Origin of the sequence: Pseudomonas fluorescens, from assembly GCF_002022275.1 — a bacterium.
Classification (GTDB): Bacteria; Pseudomonadota; Gammaproteobacteria; order Pseudomonadales; family Pseudomonadaceae; genus Aquipseudomonas; species Aquipseudomonas fluorescens_AJ.
On sequence record NZ_MSDF01000017.1, the window covers coordinates 1 to 20,560 of the forward strand.

Genomic DNA, 20,560 nt, shown 5'->3' on the forward strand with positions numbered 1-20,560 from the left:
TTGAGTTCCCTGAAGGGCCGTCGAAGACTACGACGTTGATAGGTTGGGTGTGTAAGCGCTGTGAGGCGTTGAGCTAACCAATACTAATTGCCCGTGAGGCTTGACCATATAACACCCAAGCAATTTGACTACTCTAACGAGCATCAGATTGCGGTGTGTGAAGACGAGATGAACCGAAAGTTCGACGCTCACAAAACACCGAAAGCTATCACATACCCAATTTGCTGAAGCGAGACCAACTGGTCACGACTCAGTACCCGAATTTCTTGACGACCATAGAGCATTGGAACCACCTGATCCCATCCCGAACTCAGTAGTGAAACGATGCATCGCCGATGGTAGTGTGGGGTTTCCCCATGTGAGAGTAGGTCATCGTCAAGATTAAATTCCGAAACCCCTGTTTGCTAACGCAAACAGGGGTTTTGTTTTGGGCGATGGAAAAGTATCGCCAGCGCTTGCCGACAAATTTGCACAGTTATTTATGAACCAGACCACTAGAATAGGCGCCTAACCTTTTTTAGAGTCAGAGCCCTATCTATGCCCGATCCGGTTGATACCCTCGAGGTGTCGAATTTACCCCTGGATGACCTGGTGGCATGCCATGAGTGCGATTTGCTGATGCGCAAGCCCGCGCTTGCTCGAGGTGAAAAAGCTCAATGCCCACGCTGCGGTTATGAGCTCTATGCTCACCGCCACAATGTCGTGGAGCGCAGTCTTGCTTTGGTGATCGCCGCGCTGTTGCTGTACGTCCCAGCGAACTTTTTACCCATCATGCAGCTCAATCTACTCGGGCAGTCCTCGGAGGACACCGTATGGAGTGGCGTGGTGGGTCTGTTCGACACAGGCATGCAAGGCGTCGCGGCCGTTGTATTCCTGTGCAGCATGGGTATTCCCCTGCTCAAGTTGCTCTGCCAATTGGCGGTGTTGCTCAGTATTCGCTGGAAGGTTGGCCGCAGCTTCGGACTGTTGTTCTACCGCATTTACCATCACCTGAAGGACTGGGGGATGTTGGAGGTCTACCTGATGGGCGTGCTTGTCGCGATCGTCAAACTCGCGGACATGGCGTCCATCACAATTGGCCTGGGCCTGGTCTGCTTCATCAGTTTATTAATGGTTCAGGTACTGCTGGAGGTGGTGATGTCGCCCCACCAGATCTGGCAGGCGCTGTCTGGGGAGGATGACCATGCGGGCGATTGATGCGGGCATTCTGGTTTGTACCGAATGCCATGAGCTCAACAAGCAGGAACCGGATACCGACGAACAACTCTGCACCCGTTGCGGTGCACTGATTCATGCCCGTCGCCCCAACAGTCTCGCGCGCACTTGGGCTTTGCTGATCACAGCCGCAATTCTGTATATCCCTGCCAATTTGTTGCCAATCATGACCATCAATTCCCTGGGCCAGGGCGATCCCAGTACCATCATGGCCGGCGTGATCCAGCTCGCGCAGCACGGCATGTACCCCATCGCAGCCGTGGTGTTTATCGCCAGTATCCTGGTGCCGACTTTCAAGCTGGTCGGCATCGGCCTGCTGCTGTTCTCGGTGCAGCGTCACCAACCGCTGTCCGCGCAACAACGGATTGTGATGTACCGCTTTATCGAATTCATTGGGCGCTGGTCCATGCTGGATATCTTCGTGATCGCCATCCTGGTGGCGGTCGTAAACTTTGGGCGACTTGCCAGCGTCGAGGCCAATCTCGGCGCGGCAGCGTTCGCCAGTGTGGTGATCTTGACGATGCTTGCCGCAGTAACTTTTGATCCCCGACTGATTTGGGATAACACGGAGTCGGACGACGACCATGAGTGATTTGCCTAAAGCTAAAACCCGCCCTGCCTCCAACTGGTCCGCCATTTGGGTGCTGCCCCTGATCGCCCTGATCATTGGCGGCTGGCTGGGATGGCGTGCCTACTCCCAACAAGGCATCGAGATTCAGGTGCGCTTTGAAAGCGGCGAAGGCATCCAGGTCAACAAGACCGAAGTGGTCTACAAAGGCATGCCCGTGGGTAAGGTCAAAGCCTTGGCCCTGGACGATGAGGGCAACAATCGCGGGGTGATTGCCACCATCGAGATGAACAAGGACGTGGAGCAATACCTCAAGACCAACACGCGGTTCTGGCTGGTCAAGCCCAGCGTCAGCCTCGCCGGCATCACCGGCCTGGAAACCCTCGTCTCCGGCAACTACATCGCGGCCAGCCCCGGCGACGGCGAGCCCTCGCGCAAATTCAAGGCGCTCTCCGAAGAGCCACCGTTATCCGACGCCAAACCTGGCCTGCATCTGACCCTCAAAGCCGACCGCCTCGGCTCGCTGAACCGTGGCAGCCCGGTGTTCTACAAGCAGATTCAAGTCGGCCAAGTCAAAAGCTACCTGCTGTCTGAAGACCAGAGCACGGTCGAGATCAAAGTCTACATTGAGCCGACCTACGCCAACCTGGTGCGCAAACACACACGCTTCTGGAACGCCAGCGGCATCAGCATCGACGCCAACCTTTCCGGCGTGAAAGTGCGCAGCGAGTCCCTCTCCAGCATTGTCGCCGGCGGTATCGCCTTCGCTACGCCGGAGAATCGCAAAGACAGCCCACCGACCGACCCGAGCCTGCCCTTTCGCTTGTACGAAGATTTCGACGCCGCCGCAGCGGGCATCAAGGTCAAGGTCAAACTCACCGACTTCGAAGGCTTGCAGGCTGGACGTACACCGGTGATGTACAAAGGCATCCAGGTCGGTAGCCTGAAGACGCTGAAGATCAACCCGGACTTGTCGAGCGCAAACGCTGAACTGACGCTCGACCCGTTGGCCGAAGATTACCTGGTGCAAGACACGCAGTTCTGGGTGGTCAAACCCTCAATTTCCCTGGCAGGTATCACCGGGCTTGAGGCGCTGGTCAAAGGCAACTACATCGCCATTCGTCCTGGTGACAAAGGCACCCCGCCACAGCGCGAATACGTGGCGCGTGCCAAAGCGCCGCCTTTGGACCTGCGCTCCCCGGGCCTGCACATGGTGTTGCTCACCGACACCCTGGGCTCCCTGGATGTCGGCAGCCCGATCCTCTACAAGCAGGTCAAAGTCGGTTCGGTACAGAGCTACCAGTTTTCGCGCAAGAACAAGCAACTGGTGATCGGCGTTCACATCGAGAAGGAATACGAAAACCTGGTCAACGGTTCGACGCGCTTCTGGAATGCCAGCGGCGTCACCCTGACCGGCGGCCTCACCGGCGGCATCCAGGTGAAGAGTGAATCCCTGGCCAGTCTGATGGCCGGCGGCATCGCCTTCGAAACCCCGGAACCGAATGTGCCGTTGAAGAAGCGCATCCCGCGTTTCCGTCTTTTCGCCGACCGTGAAGCCGCCAACCAACATGGCACCCTCGTGACCATCAAGGTTGATCGCGCCGATGGCCTGAGTGTCGGCACGCCCGTGCGCTTCAAAGGCCTGGACGTGGGCAAGATCGAGCACGTCGACCTCAGCGCCGATATGCAGTCAGTGCTGCTCAGCGCGCGTATCACTCAAGTGGCCGACCGCATCGCTCGCACCGGCAGCCAGTTCTGGGTGGTCAAGCCTGAGTTGGGCTTGATGAAAACCGCCAATCTGGAAACCCTGGTAACCGGCCAATACATTGAAGTGCAGCCGGCTGCGAAAAGCGCCGGTCCGCAAAAAAGTTTTGTTGCCCTGGATCAGCCCCCGGAGGCCGTTCATAAAGAAGAAGGCCTCAGCCTGGTACTCAGCGCCGCACGTCGTGGTTCGCTGAAAGAAGGCGTACCGGTGACCTACCGCGAAGTTACCGTCGGCAAAGTCACCGGTTACGAGCTGGGCCAGACCGCCGACCGCGTGCTGATCCACATCCTGATTGAACCCAAGTACGCAACGTTGGTGCGCAGTGGCAGTCGCTTCTGGAATACCAGCGGGTTTGGTCTCGACTTCGGCTTGTTCAAAGGCGCGACGGTGCGCACTGAATCGCTGGAGACATTGGTGGCCGGTGGTATTGCGTTCGCTACGCCGGATGGTGATCGCATGGGCAATGCGGCGCGGCCGCAGCAGACCTTTCCACTGTTCGACAAGTTTGAGGATGAGTGGCTGACTTGGGCGCCTAAAATCCCACTCGGCAAATAGACCGAGGCGAGGCCATCGCGGGCAAGCCCGGCTCCCACAGTTGATCGCCGCGGTCACCTGTGGGAGCGGGCTTGCCCGCGAAGAGGCCCGCACAGGCAACACAAAAAAGGCCCCTGGACTCTCATCCAGGGGCCTTTTTACATTTCAATACAGCCGATCAAACCTCATCCAGCTCTGGCTCATCCGCCTGCACATTCACCGTCGCCTTCACCACATCATGACGGCGGATGTACTTCCAATCCGCCTCATCAATGTAGATACCGTTCGGCCCACTGCCACCTTCCAGGTCAATCGCCACCTGCGCCGACACCTGCGGCTTCACACTCGCCAGAATCGGCACAAAGCCCAATTGCAAACTGGTTTCCAGCAGCGCCGCCTGGTTCTTCTCATCAATGTCCGCCGCCTCGTCGAGGTAATACGGCAGACGCACACGCCCGGCCTGGTCGCGGTCCATCAAGTGCAGCAACAAATACATGTTGGTCAGCGCCTTGATGGTCATGGTAGTGCCGTTGGACGCGGCGCCATCAATGTCGGTGTGAATGATCGGCTGGCCGTTGACCTTGGTGATCTCGAACGCCAGTTCGAACAAATCCTTGAGGCCCAACTGGTTATGGTTGGCCGCAACAAGACGGGCCAGGTATTCCTTGGCCTCTTCGTTCTTGTTGTCCTGCTCGGCGCTCTGGCTGAGGTCGAACACAGACAGGGTTTCGCCTTCTTCATACTGACCGGCGCTGTGGATGATCTGGTCGATATGCTTGAGCGCTTCCTTGTTCGGCGCCAGCACAATGCGGAAGCTTTGCAGGTTGGACACCTGACGCTTGTTGATCTCGCGGTTGAACAGCGCCAATTGATGCTCAAGGCTGTCGTAGTCGCTGCGGATATTGCGCAACGTCCGCGCGATATCGGTGACCGCCGCACGGCGTGCCTTGCCGAGGGTCAGCGCCTCATCGGTACGGTGCGCATAGGCGTTGATCAGCAGTTGCAGGCGACGCTCCACGTCATCCTCGCTGTCGAACTTGGCCACGCCCTTGAGGCGTACCTGAGCGTACAGCGCTTCGATCTGGCCATCGGCACGCAGCAGACCCTGCCAGCTGTCCTGATAGTCATTGAGCAGCGGCAGCAGGTTGTCCATGGAGTCGTCGACCGGGTCCATGAACGGCGTGCCGAACGGCAAGTCCGCCGGCAGCAACTGGCGACGGCGCAACGCGTCATCCAGCGTGCGCTGCTTGGCTTCCATATCACCGATCTGGCGGCCGACCAGTTGCAGCTTGGCCGACAGTTGTTGCACGCGTTCGGTAAACGCATCGCTGGAGCGTTTCAATTCGTCCTGCGCGGCTTCCATCTGCGCCAGGTTTTCCAGCTTTTCGCCTTCCTCGGCGCTCAGGGTTTGCGCGCGGCGGAAATCTTCCAGGGCCTTCTGCGCATCCAGCACCTGCTGGTACAGCGCCTCGGTCTGGGTCTTGCTCGCTGCACGGTCAGAGGCCACGGCCTGCTGGGTTTTCAGCTGCTTGAGTTCTTTTTCCAGACGCTCTTTCTGGTCGCGCAACGCTGCGCGATCCGCCAGGGCTTGCAGCGCCGGCGGCTCGATGTGCGAGATGTCGATAGACAGCCCCGGCACTTCAAAGCGCTCGCCCTTGAAACTATCAAGGATTTGCTCCAGGGATTTAACCCACAGGCCTTCCTCGTCCAGCGTGATGCCATGCGCGCCCAACGGCAGGCTGAACAGCGAACTGTTGAACAGGCGCATCAGACGCTCGACATCCGGCTGTGAGAATTCTTCGCGCAGCTTGGCGTAGCTGTTGTTGTCCGCGTGGTCGAGTTGCTGCTTGACCGACTTCAGGCGTTTTTCCAGGTCGCGCAAACGCTCGTCCAAGTCCTCGGCGCTGAACTGCCGTGACTGCGCCAATGCGCCGGCCAACTCATCGTGAGCGTCCTTGGCCGCCAGTAGTTGCTGCTCCAGCACTTTGACGTCATCCACCAGCGCAAAGCGATGCTTGAGCACAGACAGCTCGCCCAACCAACGCTGAATGCCGCTGATTTCCCGCTCCAGGCGCATCAGCTCCTGGGTGCCACCGCGCTGGTCGTTTTGCAGCGCGTCTTGTTCATTACGGTAGTGCTCGGCCTGAATGGTCAGCTCTTCCTTACGCGCACCGGCGTAGTCCGACCAGGTGCCCAGCAACGAATCCAGCAGTGGCGACAGACGATGCAGCTTGCCGCGCAAGCTGTCGCGCTGACGAACACCGTTGGCCAAGGCTTCAACCAACGGCCCGGCGGCGACCAGCGAGTTGTAGTCCTGCTCCATGCGTCGTACATCGCGGAAGGCTTCTTCGCACGCAGCGATGTAATCCACGCTGCCGGAACGCAGGCTGTGTTCGAAGGCATCGAGGAACAGTTGCTTGAGCTTGGCTGCGGTGATTTCGCGCATGTGCAGCAGGTTGATAAACAGCGCGCGGAACGTCTTCAGGCTCTGCTCGCTGGTGGAACGCAGCGGAATCAGCGTCAGGTCCAGCGGGATCGAGGTGTGACCGCCCACCAGCAAACGACGCAGTTCATCCGGCTTGAGTTCGTAAGCTTTCAGGCCTTCGCGTTCAAGGTTGGTGAACAGCTCTTTCTGGCGCAGGCAGGTGTCGTTCTTCTGGTAGTGCGCCAGGTCCAGCTTGCCTGCATAGGCAAAGAACTGGTGACCAAAACCGCCGCCCGGGCCGCGTCCGACCACACCAATCACGTGCGGGCCGTGAGGCAGCGAGACTTCCACGAGGATGTAGCTGGTGTCGGTGGCAAAGTAGAAGCGCCGCGACTGCTCCAGCGTGTACTTGCCGAAACTCATGTCCGACATGCGCGCCAGAATCGGGAATTGCAGGGCGTTGATCGACGCGGATTTACCCAGGTTGTTCGCGCCATACACCGACAGCGGCTCTTCCAGCGGGAACAAACCCAGGCTGTAACCGGCGGTGTTCAATAGGGCGAAGCGGCGGATGCCGTAGCGTTCCTTGCTCATGCATCAGTCTCCTGTTCTTCGGCAATGGCGCGGGCCATGGCGTCTTCTTCGCTTTCTTCTTCGAAGTCACTCAGGTCCAGCGGGTCATCGGTTTTCAGCAGTTTTTCATCGCTGTCTTCGTCGATGATCACCGGCGCCGGCAGTGGCAACACGCTGTGCACGCTGGCCGCGAGATCGCGGTCTTGTTGCACCGACAGGCACACGTCGAGGAAGCGGTGCATCGGCGGCAGAAAGCGATAAATGCCGTTGTCTTCGCTGGCAAAACCCAACTGAGTCATGCGGCGCATGATTTTTTCTTCGAGTTCTTCCTGGGTCTGCACTTCGGCCTGGATAAACAGGTCGCGGTATTTTTCCAGCAACGAAGGCAACTCATCGCGGCCCAGGCTGCCGCCATCGAGTACGGCGATCGGGTCGCGGCCCTGATCGGCCAAATGCTCAACGATGATGAAGGTGAACAACGCCAGGCGTTGCGCGGTCTTGTTCACCTGCGCGCTGGCAATCGCGGAATCCGGCACGAAGTAATAGAAGCCACGGGTATCGCACACCAACTCAAAGCCCAGGGCCTTGAACAGCGTGCGGTACTGGTCCTGGAAGTTCGACAGTTGCGCGTACAGCTCCGGGTCGCGGCGGCTGACGTGGTAACCCTTGAACAGCTCGCGAAAGATCGGCGCCAGCTGGGACAGTTCGGATAGATCAAGATGCATGAGGAATACTCGCGGAATTCTCGGCGGCGTCGCTGCTGGCCGGGAGCAGGGCGAATGAGCGCAGGCTGACCTGGTGCTCGTGTGTGTGGTAGTCGCGGCGTTCCAGGCGTTCACGCTTGAAGCGTTTTTCACGCGAGAGTCGCGAGAACCAGTACAGCAATTCGTCGGTGGCGCCGTCCGGTTCCTGCTCCAGCAGCCAGGTCATCAGGTCCGGCATCGGCAGTGCGTCTTCGCAGCGCTCGAGCATTTCCTTGACCGTGCGCGGTGCACGCTGGGCTTCGCCCTTGTGGGACTTGTGCGCCTTGGGGAAACGCGCCGGTTTCGGCTCGAAATTCGCCAGGGCGTACACATAGGCTTCCACCTGGCTCGCGCTGCCGAGGAAGGTGCTTTGCGGCCGGGTGAACATCGGCATCGCAGCCTGCGGCACCGCGTCCAGCCCCTTACGACGAATAGCCGACAGCGCCAGCGCCGCGCCACGGGTTACGGCGTTGTGCCGGCGCGCTTCTTCACGCAGCGGCAGCAGCAGTTCGCGCGCATGGCGCAAGGTCAGTTGGGCACTGGTCTGCATTTCAAGGATGCGCGCGTGGGTGCGCAGCAGCATGTCGTCGTCGACCAAATGGCCGAGACGCTGTTGCTCGGTGAGCATGCGCAACAGCACGTTCTCGACCTTGCGCACGCCTTGTTCGAAGGCGCCGTCGGCGTTCACCAGCTGGATCATCGGTTCGACGTATTCGTCCCAGGTCGCCAATACCTCGGCATAACGCTGGCGCAACGGGATCTGCCGATCGCTGGTCTTGGCGCGATCGGCCACGGCCGCGAGGGCCTGTTCGTCGTTGGCGAGTTTTTTCAGCACGTCCCGCACGCGCATATCCAGCAAGCGCAGTTGACGGGCGAGGTCGTGGCCATCACGGATGTCAAAAGCGTCCTGGATATAACCGGCCAGGCGCTCGAGGTGGCGCAGGTAGGCTTCGATTTCCAGGCACAGGCCAAGCCGGTGCTCCTTGCGAAGATAGGCGAGGAAGTCGTGGATCTGCGCGTTGAGCTCGAAACGGTTCGGGCTCTTGGCGACAGGCACCAGGATATCCAGGCGAATCCACACGTCCAGCAGGCTGGTGATGTCCTGTGGCGTGCTGTCCAGTTGTTGGGCCGCCAGTTGTGCGCGCAATTCGCTCAGGCTCAAGGTGCCTTGGTCGAAGTGTTCGCACAGTGGCTCAAGCAGGGCCCAGTGTTCGGCGAGGGCGCGCAAGACGCGCTTGGGTTCGATCATCGGAATGGCCAGCTGGTTGGCGATTAAAAGTCGCGATTGTACTGCATCGGGAGTGGGATTTATCCACAGCCGGTCAGTGCGCAGTGGGCGATTGTTGCCGAACAGCGGTAGAATCCCCGCTCTTAACTTATCCACAAGTGGCCGAGCTGTGCTTATCGAGTCCCGACGTCGCGCTTACTTGACCGCCATGCAGGTGGTCAACTGGCTGCCCCGCACCGAACTGCCGTTTGCCGCGCCGTCGCGGCCTGAGCTGCTCGAAGCGCTTGAGCCCTATGAGGCCATCGTGGTGTCGGGGGAGGAGGCGGCTGCGCCGGTGGCGGTGGTCAAGCCCGCGCCCGAAGTACGCCCTGTTGTAGAACGGGCGAAAATCGAAGTACCACGCCCGTCGCCCATCGCCAAAGCCCCTGTGGCTGAAAAGGCTGCCCCGGTCGCCAAGGCCGTCGTGACCCCGCCGCCGCGTTTTGCCCTGCAATTGCTCCGCGCCGGGCGCTGCCTGCTGCTGGTCGAGTTGCCCACTGGCGAGCGCTTCCAGACCCGCGACCCGGCCTACATGCTGCTCAAAGACATGCTGCGCGCCGCCGGCCTGCCCGACAGCCCGCAAATCATCGGTGACCCTGTTCGTTGGCCGTTGCTCGCGCGCGGCACCATGGACCAGGGCCCGGAAGCCGCGCGGGATTTTGTGCAAGGTTTTGTGTCGGCGCGCCTGGAAGACGAACCCTGCGTGTGCCTGTGGCTGGTCGGCCTGCCCGCCGTGCGTTTTGCCGGTGAAGCCAACGCCGAAGCCTGGTACCGCGAACTGCAGGTCGAAGGCCTGGGTTCGGTATGGGCCCTGCCGGGCCTGGAATTATTAATGGAAGAGCCACAGCGTAAGGCTGATGTCTGGCAAGCCATGCGCCGGCTGATGGCGCGCTGGAAAACAACCGATGAGTGAGGCTTTAACCTTCCGCCCGATGACCGAGGCTGACCTCGACGCCGTGCTGAAAATCGAATACGCGGCGTTCAGCCACCCCTGGACGCGCGGGATTTTTCTCGACGGGCTGGGCAAGTACCAGATCTGGCTGATGTTTGAAGGTGAGCAGCAGGTGGGGCACGGCGTGGTGCAAATCATCCTCGATGAAGCGCATTTGCTGAACATCACCGTCAAGCCGGAAAATCAGGGGCGTGGCCTGGGCCTGGCGTTGCTGGAGCAGCTGATGTCGCGCGCGTATGCCGCCAACGCGCGGGAGTGCTTTTTGGAAGTCCGCGACAGCAATACCGGGGCATTCCGCTTGTACGAGCGCTATGGTTTCAACGAAATTGGCCGTCGTCGGGATTACTACCCCGCCGTGGGTGGGCGTGAAGACGCGGTCGTGATGGCCTGCACGCTCGTCGACTGACCTCAATCCTTCTGTAATAGCTGATCCCTGTGGGAGCCGGGCTTGCCCGCGATGGCGGTGTGTCATTCACCACCGCTATCGCAGGCAAGCCAGCTCCCACAGGTTCCCGGTTTTACAATGAATCTCAGCGATTACCGTCCACCGGATCAATATCCGCCAGTTCGGCCTCATCCAGCCCATTCCCGCCGCCAATCTCGTCTTCATCGACGATGCTCAGATCATAATCCGCCGGATTATCTTCACCTTCCTCCCGCGCATCCCGCGCGCCATCCTCATGGATCAGCGTCTCCGGGCTCATATCGTCATCGGTCGGTTCATGGTCAGCGGTGGAAGCCCCGGTCAGCCCGGCCTCGCGCACCCGCTCGTCGGGCAACAAGTGCTCGCGCTCACGTGCAGGGATCTCATCGCCGATTTCCGCCGTCGGTTCTTCCTCGTCAAAATCCAGCTCACGCATGGAGCCCATGCGGTCTTCGTTGTCATCAATCGGTTCGGGCTGCGTAGCGCCGAAGGGGCGTCGTGATTCAGTCATGGCCAATCCTCATACTGTGGGGCTTATAGTGTGTGGACAGGCTCGGCGCCCTAAAGATTCAAGCTAATTCGCGCCCGGCGTGACCCGGACGAGCGGTCGTCTGTCACACAGCTGCGCATCATTCCTGAGGCTTACCCTGATGAACGAACTACAAGACCTGCTTGATAACAACGAACGCTGGGCGGACGCGATCAAACAGGAAGATCCCGAATTCTTCGCCAAGCTGGCCCGCCAGCAAACCCCGGAATACCTGTGGATCGGCTGTTCAGACGCCCGCGTACCGGCCAACGAAATCGTCGGCATGCTGCCGGGTGACCTGTTTGTGCACCGCAATGTGGCCAACGTGGTGCTGCACACCGACCTCAATTGCCTGTCGGTGATCCAGTACGCGGTGGACGTGCTCAAGGTCAAACACATCCTGGTTACCGGCCACTATGGCTGCGGCGGCGTGCGCGCCTCGATGCAGGACCGCCAGTTCGGCCTGATCGACGGCTGGCTGCGCACCATCCGTGACCTCTACTACGAAAACCGCGACGTGCTGGCCCAGCTGCCGACCGAAGAAGAGCGTGTGGACCGCATGTGTGAGCTGAATGTGATTCAGCAAGTGGCCAACGTCGGCCACACCAGCATTGTGCAAAACGCCTGGCACCGCGGGCAGAACCTGTCGATCCATGGCTGCATCTATGGCATCAAGGATGGCCGCTGGAAGAGCTTGAACACCACCATCAGTGGCTTTGAGCAACTGCCGCCGCAGTATCGCTTGCGCCCGCTGGGTGAAGTTTAAGGGCGGCTGAGGCAGTCCAGCTGATTGAAGAACAAATAGCCATCCGGGCTCAGTTGTTCCTCTGGACCTTTGATCCAGCCCCGACAGATCGAACAGCCGCACTGGCAGGCGAACTGTTGGGGCAGTACGTCGCCCGTCTTGGCGAAATCGATGGTCAACCATGTGTTGGCGGCGATCGATTTGATTGTCCACAGCTGCAGATAAGCTGTGTCGAAATACAGGTTCGGCTCACAGGAATGGTGCAGTTGGCCGCAGAACCAAGGGTCATACAGCCGAATTCGTGCGGAAATCTGGAAGGTATGAGGGCGACAGTCGTTCAAGGCATACCCGAATACTCTGGCTACGAGGGTGCGGTTGTCGAAATCGACGCGGGATTTGATACCGACGGTTTCACCGTTTTTATCGCGCACGACCTCAAACTGGCGCGTCGAGGGGTAGCCTGACTCGACCAGCGTGGTTGCGAAGGGGTACAGACTGTCGTTTTCACTGTCAGCGCCGGTAGCCTTATCCATGGCTCGAGTTTTCATCACTCTCCTTGGGGTGGGCTGCATCGACCTGCGAATAATGTCTGACTACCAGTCTTGCAGCGGATGGGCCCGCCTCAAGACTCGCTGAAGAAACCGCCGATATCTACTGTCAATGTTGACAGTCGATATCGGCGGTTTTTTTTGCGACTTATAGCGCCGGCGCCGCGATGACGGGCGCCGGGGCGGTGTCCCTCAGTTGTTTCAGCTGAGTTTTTATCACCGGTGTGGCGCATTTGGCGTTGGCCTGCACCGAGGTCTGGTTGCGCACTGAGGTATAGAACAGTTCACAGGTCTGTTCCTTGCGCGTGACTTGCCAGGTGTTCATGCACGCCTTGAGCAATACGTTCGGGTCGCTGGCCGGTTTCTGTCCCATTCCGGCTTGCCAGCAAGCCGCGCTCAAATCCTGGCCCATGACTTTCAAACCGGCCTCGTCGGCCTTCTGCTCGTTACCGTCATAGGTGGCCGGGTCTGCCGCATACCAGATGTAACTCGGGTGGTTGGCGCCCAAAACCGACACGGTTTTGCCCGCCACCGGGCTGATTTGCGCCAGGCTCAATACGTTCACTGTCTGGCCATACTGTTGCTTGATCCAGTTACGCACCGGCGCGCCGAACGCCACCATCGGCAATGAGCCGCCGGCGTGCAGGCTCAGCTCCTTGACCATGCGCGTCTGGTAGTCGGTGAAGTAGCCGTAGACGGCTTCCAGATCCTTGCCCGCATTGGACGGCGCGGCAATCGGCGCGATATCGATGATGGTCTGGTAGGCCGGCGTTTCGGTGGCCGGGATGCCATTGTCGGTGAGCAAAGTCGCCCAGCGGTCGGTGGTAGCCGATTCCAGGTAATCCTGGGCCTGGGTCAGAGAGTAATCCGGCGGAAAGTGCAGCAGTTCAATGCTTTTGCGGTTTTCCAGGGCCATGCCCAGCGGCAGGAACAGGTACCAGTTATAGGCCCATTTGCCGTCACTGTTGAGTTTGCTGGCGCCCTGGTAGGCCAGGTCGGCGGTATTGAGCAACGCGGTCAGGGGCTGACCATAGCCGTCGGGCACGCCGGTGAAGGTCGCCGACACCTGGCCGTCGTGGGTTTTCACGCTGACTTTGGCGCGGCTGTAGCCGTCGCGCTGCAGGCTTTGGGTCAAATAATGCTCGGCGGTCTGCTCCAGCGTCCAGGGCCGGAAGCAGATCACGTTGCAGTTATTGGGGAACGCGAACACTTGGGTGACACGTTGTGTGCTGCCCAGTGGCACTTCGATGTCGGCCTGTACGACCGCACTGGCCAGCAGTGCGGCCAGGGTGAAAGACAACCTGGTCGGTTTGAACATGCTTGATTCCTTGTCAGCGAAAGCCCGTCTGCGCGGGGTGAAGGCCCACGTGCACACAGTAGCGGTTGACCAGGAAAACCGCGTGCTAAATCGCCGTCGATGTCGCTATTGGATAAGAAAACCTACCGGTTGAACTGCAACGCGTTGCTCAAATCCCCCATGGGCTTCTGGCCGCGTGCGCTCATCGCGTCATCGCGCAGCTTGAGGCCGTCCAGTTTCTCCAACTGGAACACCCGGGTGATCAGCCGCAGGATCGACGCCGTGTCGTAAACCGTATGGTCCACCGTGCCCTTGCGCGCAAAGGGTGAGACCACGATTGCCGGAATCCGCGTACCCGGGCCCCAACGGTCGCCCTTGGGCGGTGCGACGTGGTCCCACCAGCCGCCGTTTTCGTCGACCGTGATGATCACCACCATGTTTTTCCATTGCGGGCTTTCCTGCAGCATCTTCAAGACACGGGTGATATGGCGATCGCCCGAGGCCACGTCGGCGTAACCGGCGTGCATGTTGAGGTTGCCTTGGGGCTTGTAGAAGGTCACCGCCGGCAGCGTTCCGGCTTGTGCATCGGCCATGAAACGGTTGGTGCTCGGCTCATCGCCAAGGCCACCATCGCGCAGGCGCTTCTTGCGCTCCACCGGGTTTTCCGGGCCTTGTTGCGTGAAATAGTTGAACGGCTGGTGGTGATACTGAAAGCTTGGAATTTTCGGAATCGCCAGCGAATCCTTGTGCTCGTCGATCGTTGCCTGCCAGGCACCGCCGTACCAGGCCCAGTCGACGTTTTTCTTCGACAGCTTGTCGCCAATATGTTCGTGGGACTGCGGCACCAGCACGCTGGGCAAGTCAGGTTTGGCGTAATCCGGGCGTTCCGGGTCGCGGATCCAGGTCGGCCAATACGGTGGCGCCATGGTGTTCACCGCATAGCCGTCCGGCGTCAGTGCGCTGGGGCCGAATTGTGGCGGGCCGTCCATGGCACTCGCCGGTGACTTGTCCAAAGGTTTTAGACGCGTGTCGGTCGGGTCGTCGCTTTGCAGCGTGGCGATCTGCGATTTGGCCACCGAGTTGGCGGCGTCCGGGTAAAACGGCACTTGCGCGCTGATCAAGTACTGGTGGTTGAGGTACGAGCCGCCAAAGGCGCCCTGGAAGAAGTTGTCGCAGAGCACGAACTCCTTGGCGACGTCCCACAGGCGCAATGAGTAGCGGGTTTGCGGGTAGTGACCGAACGTCAGTGCGCCCGAGTCGGCCCAGGCAACAAAGTAATCGTTTTTGCCGCCATTGATCTGCATTTGATTCTGATAAAACACGTGCCACAGGTCGCGGGTCACCAGGCTCAATGGCAGGTCTTCGCCGCTCGGGCCTTTGAGTGCATAAGGCGCGTTCGGCAAGTGTTCCTGGTATTGAGTGGCGCTGGGGTAAACCACCCCGTCAATCGTCTGCGGCCCAAGCTGAGTCACGCCACCCCACACTTGCGGCAGTGTATCCAGCAGGCTGGCGTCGCGGTCGCGTTGCTGGTAGTCAGCGGGCTTGAGTGCGGACAATGGGCTTTCTACACCCGGGAAGTCGGCAAACAGGTTGTTGAAGCTGCGGTTCTCACCGTAGATCACCACCACGGTTTTCACCTGGTCATGCAGGGCCTTGTCGAGTTCCTCAGGCGTGAGTGGCCGCGTCACCGGTTTGCCCGGCGCTTCACTGGTATTGCCGCAAGCACTCAGCGTCGCGCCGACCCCCAGCACCGCCGCGCCCCCCAGAAAACGTCGGCGGCTGGTATCTACCGGCGCCTTGGTAGCGGAATCGGTGGAAGGGCGGTCTTCGTGCTCATCACTCATGCTGTGAGTTCCTGCGGGGTGGTTGTTTCAAAATATTTCTCGGGACGGTAGCAATGGAATGTGACGAAAACAAGACAGTAGCGTGATCGTCGGGGACGTGTCGAGCCGCCCCCTGCACTGCTAGACTCACCCAATATTGGATGTCACCGAGGTGAACCGTGAAGCCTTCAACCGCCCTTGATCTGCAAAGAGCTGCTGTCAGAGAAGTCGTGTGCCGTTTTCGTATTTCAAATCCAAGAGTGTTTGGGTCTGTTCTGACGGGCACAGATCAGGAAGGCAGTGATCTGGATCTTTTGGTCGATGCTCCGCCGGGAACCACGCTGTTTGATCTGGGTGGCCTTCAGGTCGAGCTTGAGGATTTGCTCGGAGTCAGTGTGGACTTACTGACACCGGCTGAGTTGCCTGTAAAGTTTCGTGCGGCAGTGTTGGCAGAGGCGCGGCCAGTATGACAATCAGCCGCATTATCTGGAGCACATCAGGCAAGCCACTACTGACGCGATCTGCTTTGTTGAGGGTTTGAGCAAAGAAGCGTTTCTGGAAGACAGGCGCACCCAGCAAGCGGTGGTGATGAGCTTGATCATCATTGGCGAGGCATCCACCAAGATCATGGATCAGTTCCGGATTTCGCTGCCAGTCATGCGCAAATCCCTTGGCGCAGCATGCGTGGTATGCGCAACCGGATCGCCCATGGTTACTTTGATATCAACCTCGACGTAGTCTGGGAAACCATCCAAAGCGCATTGCCTGATTTGCTGGAGCGCCTTCCTGGCTCTCCAGCCTGAAAGCATCTGCTTTCAGCGGTTGATTACGGCATCACCGGCGGCAAATACTTCAACGTCGTCCCCAACGCCCACAGCAAGAACAGCACCAACGGCGTGTGCACCAGCAACTGCACAAACGAAAACCCGATCAAATCCCGCGCCTTCAACCCCAATACGCCCAGCAACGGCAGCATATAGAACGGGTTGATCAAATTCGGCAGCGCCTCGGCGGCGTTGTAGATCTGCACCGCCCAGCCCAGGTGGTATTGCAGGTCATTGGCCACCTGCATCACGTAGGGCGCCTCAATGATCCACTTGCCGCCGCCCGACGGAATAAAGAAGCCGAGCACCGCCGAGTACACGCCCATTAACAGCGCGTAAGTGTCGTGGGAGGCGATGGAGGTGAAGAACAGCGAGATATGGTGCGCCAGGGTCTGGCCGTCGCCGCCCTTGACCACCGTCATCAATGCGGCGATCGAGCCGTACAGCGGGAACTGGATCAGCACGCCGGTGGTGGTCGGCACCGCGCGGGCGACGGCATCAAGGAAGCTGCGCGGGCGCCAGTGCAGCAGGGCGCCTACCATGATGAACAGGAAATTATAGGTGTTGAGCCCCGAGATGGCGCTGATCGCCGGCTTGGTCGAGAACTCATGGAACAGCCAGCCGGCGGCCAGCAGCGCCAGCAAAATGGTCAACAACGGGCTGTGTTCCAGCCATTCGCCCGGGCGGGTCGGCGCTTGTATCTTGGGCAGATTGAACGCCGGGTCGACGCCGCAGGCCTTGGCATCACGCGCGCTGTTCGGGCCCGGCGCGGTGGCGTAGGCGATGATCAGCGACACCACGATCAGCGCCAGCAACAGCACGCCGGATTGCCACAGGAAGATGGTCTCGGTGAAGGGGATCATCCCGGTGATCGACAGAATCGACGGCGGCAAACTCGCCGGGTTGGCCTGCAATTGCGCAGCCGACGACGACAGCCCCAGCGCCCACACCGCGCCAAGCCCCAGGTATGCCGCGGCACCGGCCGCGCGGTAATCCATGCGCAAATCCGTACGGCGGGCCAGTGCGCGCACCAGCAAACCGCCGAACACCAGGGACAAGCCCCAGTTGAGCAAGGACGCGACCATGGAAATCAACGCGACCCAAGCCACGGCCGAGCGGCCGTTTTTCGGGATGCGTGCCAAACGGTCGATCAGTTTCACCGCAGGCGGCGAGCTGGCCACCACATAACCACCGATCACCACAAAGGCCATCTGCATGGTGAACGGGATCAGGCTCCAGAACCCGTCACCAAAGGCTTTGGCGGCTTCAGTCGGCGCGGCGCCCATGCCCAGGGTCGCCACGGCGACGATGATCACGGCGAGGGCGGCAAACACCCAGGAGTCGGGAAACCAGCGCTCGGCAAAGTTGGAACAGCGCAGGGCAAATCGGGCATAGCGGCTTTCTTCGATAGCATCGGCCACAGGTTCTACCTCTTGTATTTATTAGGGTGTTGGCAGTTTTCCGGCATGTTCCGCTACGGCCATTGATATGGGAATGCAGTTATCTTCATCGATCCATGAGGAAAACAAATATATCTGCCGCGATTGCCATCATCTGGCTCAACTCATAACCTGCACGCCATTTTGTTTGTCTGCCGAGCCTTCACATGACTGCCACCTTTTCCCCACAGGCGCAGCGTTTTTCCCGCTCCGACTACAAAACCCTGGGCCTGGCCGCCCTCGGCGGTGCGTTGGAAATCTACGACTTCATCATCTTCGTCTTCTTCGCGCTGACCCTCAGCCAACTGTTCTTTCCGCCGGAAATGCCCGAATGGCTGCGCCTGCTGCAAAGCTTCGGCATCTTCGTCACCGGCTACCTGGCGCGCCCACTGGGCGGCATCCTGATGGCACATTTCGCCGATCACCTGGGGCGCAAACGGGTGTTCAGCCTGAGCATCCTGATGATGGCCTTGCCTTGCCTGCTGATCGGGATCATGCCGACCTACGCGCACATCGGTTATTTTGCCCCGCTGATCCTGCTGGCGCTGCGCGTGCTGCAGGGCGCGGCGGTCGGCGGTGAAGTGCCGAGCGCCTGGACCTTTGTCGCCGAACACGCACCGCGCAACCATCGCGGCTACGCCCTGGGCTTTCTGCAAGCCGGCCTGACCTTTGGCTACCTGCTCGGTGCACTCACCGCGACCTTGCTGGCGCAAGTCTTCACCCCGGCCGAAATCCTCGACTATGCCTGGCGTTTTCCCTTCCTTCTCGGTGGCGTATTTGGCGTGATCGGCGTGTGGCTGCGCCGCTGGCTCAGCGAAACCCCGGTGTTCCTGGAAATGCAGGCCCGCCGCCAGGCCGCCGCCGAAATGCCACTGCGCACGGTATTGCGCGACCACCGCGCCGTGCTGCTGCCAGCGATGATCCTGACCTGTGTGCTGACTTCCGCCGTGGTGGTGCTTGTGGTCATCACGCCGACCATGATGCAAAAGACCTTCGGCATGACCCCCAGCCACACCTTCGCCTTGAGCGCGCTGGGCATCGTCTTTCTAAACATTGGTTGCGTACTGGCCGGCCTGCTGGTGGACCGGATCGGCGCCTGGCGCGCGGTGCTGGTCTACAGCCTGTTGCTGCCGGTGGGCATTGCGGTTCTGTACGCAAGCCTGATCAGCGGTGGCGTGTGGCTGGGCGCGGCGTATGCCGTGGCGGGTTTGAGTTGCGGGGTCGTCGGCGCGGTGCCGTCGGTGATGGTCGGGCTGTTCCCGGCACAGGTGCGGGTGTCAGGGATTTCCTTCACCTACAACATTGCCTACGCGCTGTGGGCGAGTACCACGCCGTTGCTCTTGATTGCGTTGATGCCGACCAGTCCGTGGATTTGCGTGGGCTATTGCGTGGTGATGGGGGCGGTGGGGGTGGCGAGTGTGGCGCTGTTTGGCAAGCGCCACACCTTGGCCGCCTGAGGGTTACGTCAAAAAGTGCCAGAGCAGCAGCGTGCCGATCAGGCCGACCACGGACACAATCGTCTGCAACACCGACCACACCCAGATCGTCTGTTTCAGCTGCAAACCAAAGTACTCACGCACCATCCAGAAGCCGGCGTCGTTGACGTGGCAGAAGAACACCGAGCCTGCACCGATCGCCAGCGCTACCAATGAACTTTGCGTCGCCGCCAGCCCGGCCATCATCGGCGCGAGAATCCCCGCCGTGGTGGTCGTGGCGACAGTGGCCGAACCCGTGGCCTGGCGCAACGCCACGGCGATCAACCAGGCCAGCAGCAGGTACGGCATGTGCGCGCCTTCAGCGACCTTGCTGATGGTTTGGCTCACGCCGGCGTCCAGCAGGGTTTGCTTGAGGCCGCCACCGGCACCGATGGTCAGCAACAATACGGCGATCGGCGCGAGGGCCTTGCGCAGGGTGTTGCCGACCTCTGCGCGCGGCATGCCGGCTGCCCAGCCCAGGCAGATCACGGCGGCAATCACCGCCAGGCCGAGGGCGATCAAGGGTTCACCGAGGAATTTCAAGGTCAGTGCCAGCGGGTTTTCCGGCGACATAGCGACCTTGGCCAAGGTGCTGCCGAGCATCAGAATCACCGGCAACAAAATAATCAGCAAGGAAACGCCGAAGCTCGGCTGGCGCGGTGCCTTGGGCGGCGCGCTGAACAGCGCGCCGATGTCGGCGGGTTCATCCACATGCAAGCGCTTGGACAGCCAATTGCCGTAGATCGGGCCCGCGAGAATCACCGCAGGCACCGCCAGGCAGAAGCCCAGCAACATGGTCAGGCCCAAGTCGGCGTGCAACGCGCTCACCGCAATCAGCGGCCCCGGGTGCGGCGGCATCAACGCGTGCAGGGTGGTCATGCCCGCCAGCGCCGGAATGGCAATTTTCAGCAGCGGCTGGTTCGAACGTTTGGCCATGACGAAGATGATCGGCACCATCATCACCAGGCCCACTTCGAAGAACAGCGGCAAACCGATCACCATCGCCACCAGCGCCATCACCCACGGCAATGACTTGCCCTTGCCCAACCCCAGCAGGGTGGTGGCAATGCGGTCAGCCGCGCCGGATTCGGCCATCAGCGCGCCGAGCATCGAGCCCAGGGCAATGATGATCCCGGCTTCACCGAGGATTGCCCCGGCGCCCTTGCTGAAAGCCTTGGCAACCTCTTCCGGTGGCAGGCCAGCGCCCACACCGGCGATAAACGTACCGATCAGAATCGACAGAAACGGCGGCAGCTTGGTCGCGCTGATCAGCACGATGATGCTGACGATGGCCAGTAATACACAAAACATGAGGCGGGTGTCGTGAACCATCCACGCGGCAGTCGATAACTCCAAAACGGGACTCCTTATCGAACAGGTTGGCTAAATTGTTTCTTTTTGTTTCCTGCCTGAA

General features: G+C 60.2%; 19 protein-coding genes and 2 rRNA genes. 12 read left to right on the forward strand and 9 right to left on the reverse strand.

The window, feature by feature from the left end; genetic code table 11:
- The 5 genes from BFW87_RS14940 to BFW87_RS14960 form a co-directional block, all read left to right on the forward strand.
- A 23S ribosomal RNA gene (locus tag BFW87_RS14940) occupies nt 1–108 on the forward strand; the annotation flags it as partial.
- Between the two features lie 157 nt (nt 109–265).
- Nucleotides 266–381, forward strand: a 5S ribosomal RNA gene (gene rrf, locus BFW87_RS14945).
- Nucleotides 382–537: 156 nt separating this feature from the next.
- Nucleotides 538–1,197, forward strand: coding sequence for a paraquat-inducible protein A (locus BFW87_RS14950; RefSeq protein WP_078740559.1), 660 nt, complete (start codon nt 538–540; stop codon nt 1,195–1,197).
- Entirely contained in the window at nt 1,184–1,807 is a 624-nt protein-coding gene (locus tag BFW87_RS14955) for a paraquat-inducible protein A (RefSeq protein WP_078740560.1), read from the forward strand. Before BFW87_RS14950 ends, BFW87_RS14955 begins: the two co-directional genes overlap by 14 nt.
- Nucleotides 1,800–4,103, forward strand: a complete 2,304-nt coding sequence (locus tag BFW87_RS14960; protein WP_078740561.1) for a PqiB family protein — start codon at nt 1,800–1,802, stop codon at nt 4,101–4,103. Before BFW87_RS14955 ends, BFW87_RS14960 begins: the two co-directional genes overlap by 8 nt.
- 157 nt (nt 4,104–4,260) lie before the next feature.
- Here the strand turns inward: BFW87_RS14960 and mksF are convergent, their stop codons facing one another.
- Genes mksF through mksB form a run of 3 tightly spaced genes read right to left on the reverse strand, consistent with a single transcriptional unit; the run spans nt 4,261 to nt 9,072 of the window.
- Nucleotides 4,261–7,101: an Mks condensin complex protein MksF gene (mksF, locus tag BFW87_RS14965; protein ID WP_078740562.1), complete on the reverse strand. Its 2,841-nt coding sequence runs from the start codon at nt 7,099–7,101 to the stop codon at nt 4,261–4,263.
- Nucleotides 7,098–7,805, reverse strand: coding sequence for an Mks condensin complex protein MksE (mksE, locus tag BFW87_RS14970; protein WP_048724390.1), 708 nt, complete (start codon nt 7,803–7,805; stop codon nt 7,098–7,100). The genes mksF and mksE overlap by 4 nt, the downstream gene beginning before the upstream one ends.
- Nucleotides 7,795–9,072 carry an Mks condensin complex protein MksB gene (gene mksB / locus BFW87_RS14975; RefSeq protein WP_078740563.1) on the reverse strand — a complete coding sequence of 426 codons (1,278 nt, stop codon included), beginning with the start codon at nt 9,070–9,072 and terminating at the stop codon, nt 7,795–7,797. Before mksB ends, mksE begins: the two co-directional genes overlap by 11 nt.
- 187 nt (nt 9,073–9,259) lie before the next feature.
- Between mksB and BFW87_RS14980 the strand changes: the two genes are divergently transcribed.
- Nucleotides 9,260–10,003 carry an energy transducer TonB gene (locus tag BFW87_RS14980; RefSeq protein WP_078740564.1) on the forward strand — a complete coding sequence of 248 codons (744 nt, stop codon included), beginning with the start codon at nt 9,260–9,262 and terminating at the stop codon, nt 10,001–10,003.
- A complete protein-coding gene (gene rimI / locus BFW87_RS14985) occupies nt 9,996–10,448 on the forward strand; it encodes a ribosomal protein S18-alanine N-acetyltransferase (RefSeq protein ID WP_078740565.1) in 453 nt (150 codons plus the stop codon). Before BFW87_RS14980 ends, rimI begins: the two co-directional genes overlap by 8 nt.
- Before the next feature lie 124 nt (nt 10,449–10,572).
- Here the strand turns inward: rimI and BFW87_RS14990 are convergent, their stop codons facing one another.
- The gene (locus tag BFW87_RS14990; RefSeq protein ID WP_078740566.1) at nt 10,573–10,977 is read right to left on the reverse strand and encodes a serine kinase/phosphatase; all 405 of its coding nucleotides are present in this window, start codon (nt 10,975–10,977) and stop codon (nt 10,573–10,575) included.
- Nucleotides 10,978–11,116: 139 nt separating this feature from the next.
- On the opposite strand from BFW87_RS14990, the gene can reads away from it, so the two are divergent.
- On the forward strand, nt 11,117–11,761 hold the full coding sequence (gene can / locus BFW87_RS14995; RefSeq protein WP_078740567.1) for a carbonate dehydratase: 645 nt from the start codon (nt 11,117–11,119) through the stop codon (nt 11,759–11,761).
- On the opposite strand, the gene BFW87_RS15000 is transcribed toward can, so the two are convergent.
- The 3 genes from BFW87_RS15000 to acpA form a co-directional block, all read right to left on the reverse strand.
- Entirely contained in the window at nt 11,758–12,288 is a 531-nt protein-coding gene (locus BFW87_RS15000; RefSeq protein ID WP_078740568.1) for an SET domain-containing protein-lysine N-methyltransferase, read from the reverse strand. The genes can and BFW87_RS15000 overlap by 4 nt on opposite strands.
- A gap of 148 nt (nt 12,289–12,436) precedes the next feature.
- A complete protein-coding gene (locus tag BFW87_RS15005; RefSeq protein WP_078740569.1) occupies nt 12,437–13,606 on the reverse strand; it encodes a hypothetical protein in 1,170 nt (389 codons plus the stop codon).
- Nucleotides 13,607–13,728: 122 nt separating this feature from the next.
- Nucleotides 13,729–15,429 (reverse strand): acid phosphatase, encoded by a 1,701-nt coding sequence (acpA, locus tag BFW87_RS15010; protein WP_078740570.1) that lies wholly within the window; start codon nt 15,427–15,429, stop codon nt 13,729–13,731.
- A gap of 158 nt (nt 15,430–15,587) precedes the next feature.
- On the opposite strand from acpA, the gene BFW87_RS15015 reads away from it, so the two are divergent.
- Genes BFW87_RS15015 through BFW87_RS32610 form a run of 3 tightly spaced genes read left to right on the forward strand, consistent with a single transcriptional unit; the run spans nt 15,588 to nt 16,211 of the window.
- Nucleotides 15,588–15,878 carry a nucleotidyltransferase family protein gene (locus tag BFW87_RS15015; RefSeq protein ID WP_078740571.1) on the forward strand — a complete coding sequence of 97 codons (291 nt, stop codon included), beginning with the start codon at nt 15,588–15,590 and terminating at the stop codon, nt 15,876–15,878.
- On the forward strand, nt 15,844–16,146 hold the full coding sequence (locus BFW87_RS15020) for a HepT-like ribonuclease domain-containing protein (protein ID WP_439848385.1): 303 nt from the start codon (nt 15,844–15,846) through the stop codon (nt 16,144–16,146). Before BFW87_RS15015 ends, BFW87_RS15020 begins: the two co-directional genes overlap by 35 nt.
- The gene (locus BFW87_RS32610; RefSeq protein WP_439848386.1) at nt 16,098–16,211 is read left to right on the forward strand and encodes a HepT-like ribonuclease domain-containing protein; all 114 of its coding nucleotides are present in this window, start codon (nt 16,098–16,100) and stop codon (nt 16,209–16,211) included. Before BFW87_RS15020 ends, BFW87_RS32610 begins: the two co-directional genes overlap by 49 nt.
- Nucleotides 16,212–16,234: 23 nt before the next feature.
- Here BFW87_RS32610 and BFW87_RS15025 read toward each other — a convergent pair whose 3' ends face one another.
- On the reverse strand, nt 16,235–17,653 hold the full coding sequence (locus BFW87_RS15025) for a short-chain fatty acid transporter (RefSeq protein ID WP_078740572.1): 1,419 nt from the start codon (nt 17,651–17,653) through the stop codon (nt 16,235–16,237).
- A gap of 185 nt (nt 17,654–17,838) precedes the next feature.
- Between BFW87_RS15025 and BFW87_RS15030 the strand changes: the two genes are divergently transcribed.
- Nucleotides 17,839–19,128: an MFS transporter gene (locus BFW87_RS15030; RefSeq protein ID WP_078740573.1), complete on the forward strand. Its 1,290-nt coding sequence runs from the start codon at nt 17,839–17,841 to the stop codon at nt 19,126–19,128.
- Between the two features lie 3 nt (nt 19,129–19,131).
- Here BFW87_RS15030 and BFW87_RS15035 read toward each other — a convergent pair whose 3' ends face one another.
- Nucleotides 19,132–20,502, reverse strand: a complete 1,371-nt coding sequence (locus tag BFW87_RS15035; protein WP_078740574.1) for a GntT/GntP/DsdX family permease — start codon at nt 20,500–20,502, stop codon at nt 19,132–19,134.
- Between the last annotated feature and the right edge of the window lie 58 nt (nt 20,503–20,560).

Excerpts from the sequence above, each read along its gene's own strand:
- BFW87_RS14950 (WP_078740559.1), top strand. The coding sequence starts at position 538 with ATGCCCGATCCGGTTGATACCCTCGAGGTGTCGAATTTACCCCTGGAT.
- BFW87_RS14955 (WP_078740560.1), top strand. The coding sequence starts at position 1,184 with ATGCGGGCGATTGATGCGGGCATTCTGGTTTGTACCGAATGCCATGAG.
- BFW87_RS14960 (WP_078740561.1), top strand. The coding sequence starts at position 1,800 with ATGAGTGATTTGCCTAAAGCTAAAACCCGCCCTGCCTCCAACTGGTCC.
- mksF (WP_078740562.1), bottom strand. The coding sequence starts at position 7,101 with ATGAGCAAGGAACGCTACGGCATCCGCCGCTTCGCCCTATTGAACACC.
- mksE (WP_048724390.1), bottom strand. The coding sequence starts at position 7,805 with ATGCATCTTGATCTATCCGAACTGTCCCAGCTGGCGCCGATCTTTCGC.
- mksB (WP_078740563.1), bottom strand. The coding sequence starts at position 9,072 with ATGATCGAACCCAAGCGCGTCTTGCGCGCCCTCGCCGAACACTGGGCC.
- BFW87_RS14980 (WP_078740564.1), top strand. The coding sequence starts at position 9,260 with ATGCAGGTGGTCAACTGGCTGCCCCGCACCGAACTGCCGTTTGCCGCG.
- rimI (WP_078740565.1), top strand. The coding sequence starts at position 9,996 with ATGAGTGAGGCTTTAACCTTCCGCCCGATGACCGAGGCTGACCTCGAC.
- BFW87_RS14990 (WP_078740566.1), bottom strand. The coding sequence starts at position 10,977 with ATGACTGAATCACGACGCCCCTTCGGCGCTACGCAGCCCGAACCGATT.
- can (WP_078740567.1), top strand. The coding sequence starts at position 11,117 with ATGAACGAACTACAAGACCTGCTTGATAACAACGAACGCTGGGCGGAC.
- BFW87_RS15000 (WP_078740568.1), bottom strand. The coding sequence starts at position 12,288 with ATGAAAACTCGAGCCATGGATAAGGCTACCGGCGCTGACAGTGAAAAC.
- BFW87_RS15005 (WP_078740569.1), bottom strand. The coding sequence starts at position 13,606 with ATGTTCAAACCGACCAGGTTGTCTTTCACCCTGGCCGCACTGCTGGCC.
- acpA (WP_078740570.1), bottom strand. The coding sequence starts at position 15,429 with ATGAGTGATGAGCACGAAGACCGCCCTTCCACCGATTCCGCTACCAAG.
- BFW87_RS32610 (WP_439848386.1), top strand. The coding sequence starts at position 16,098 with ATGCGCAACCGGATCGCCCATGGTTACTTTGATATCAACCTCGACGTA.
- BFW87_RS15030 (WP_078740573.1), top strand. The coding sequence starts at position 17,839 with ATGACTGCCACCTTTTCCCCACAGGCGCAGCGTTTTTCCCGCTCCGAC.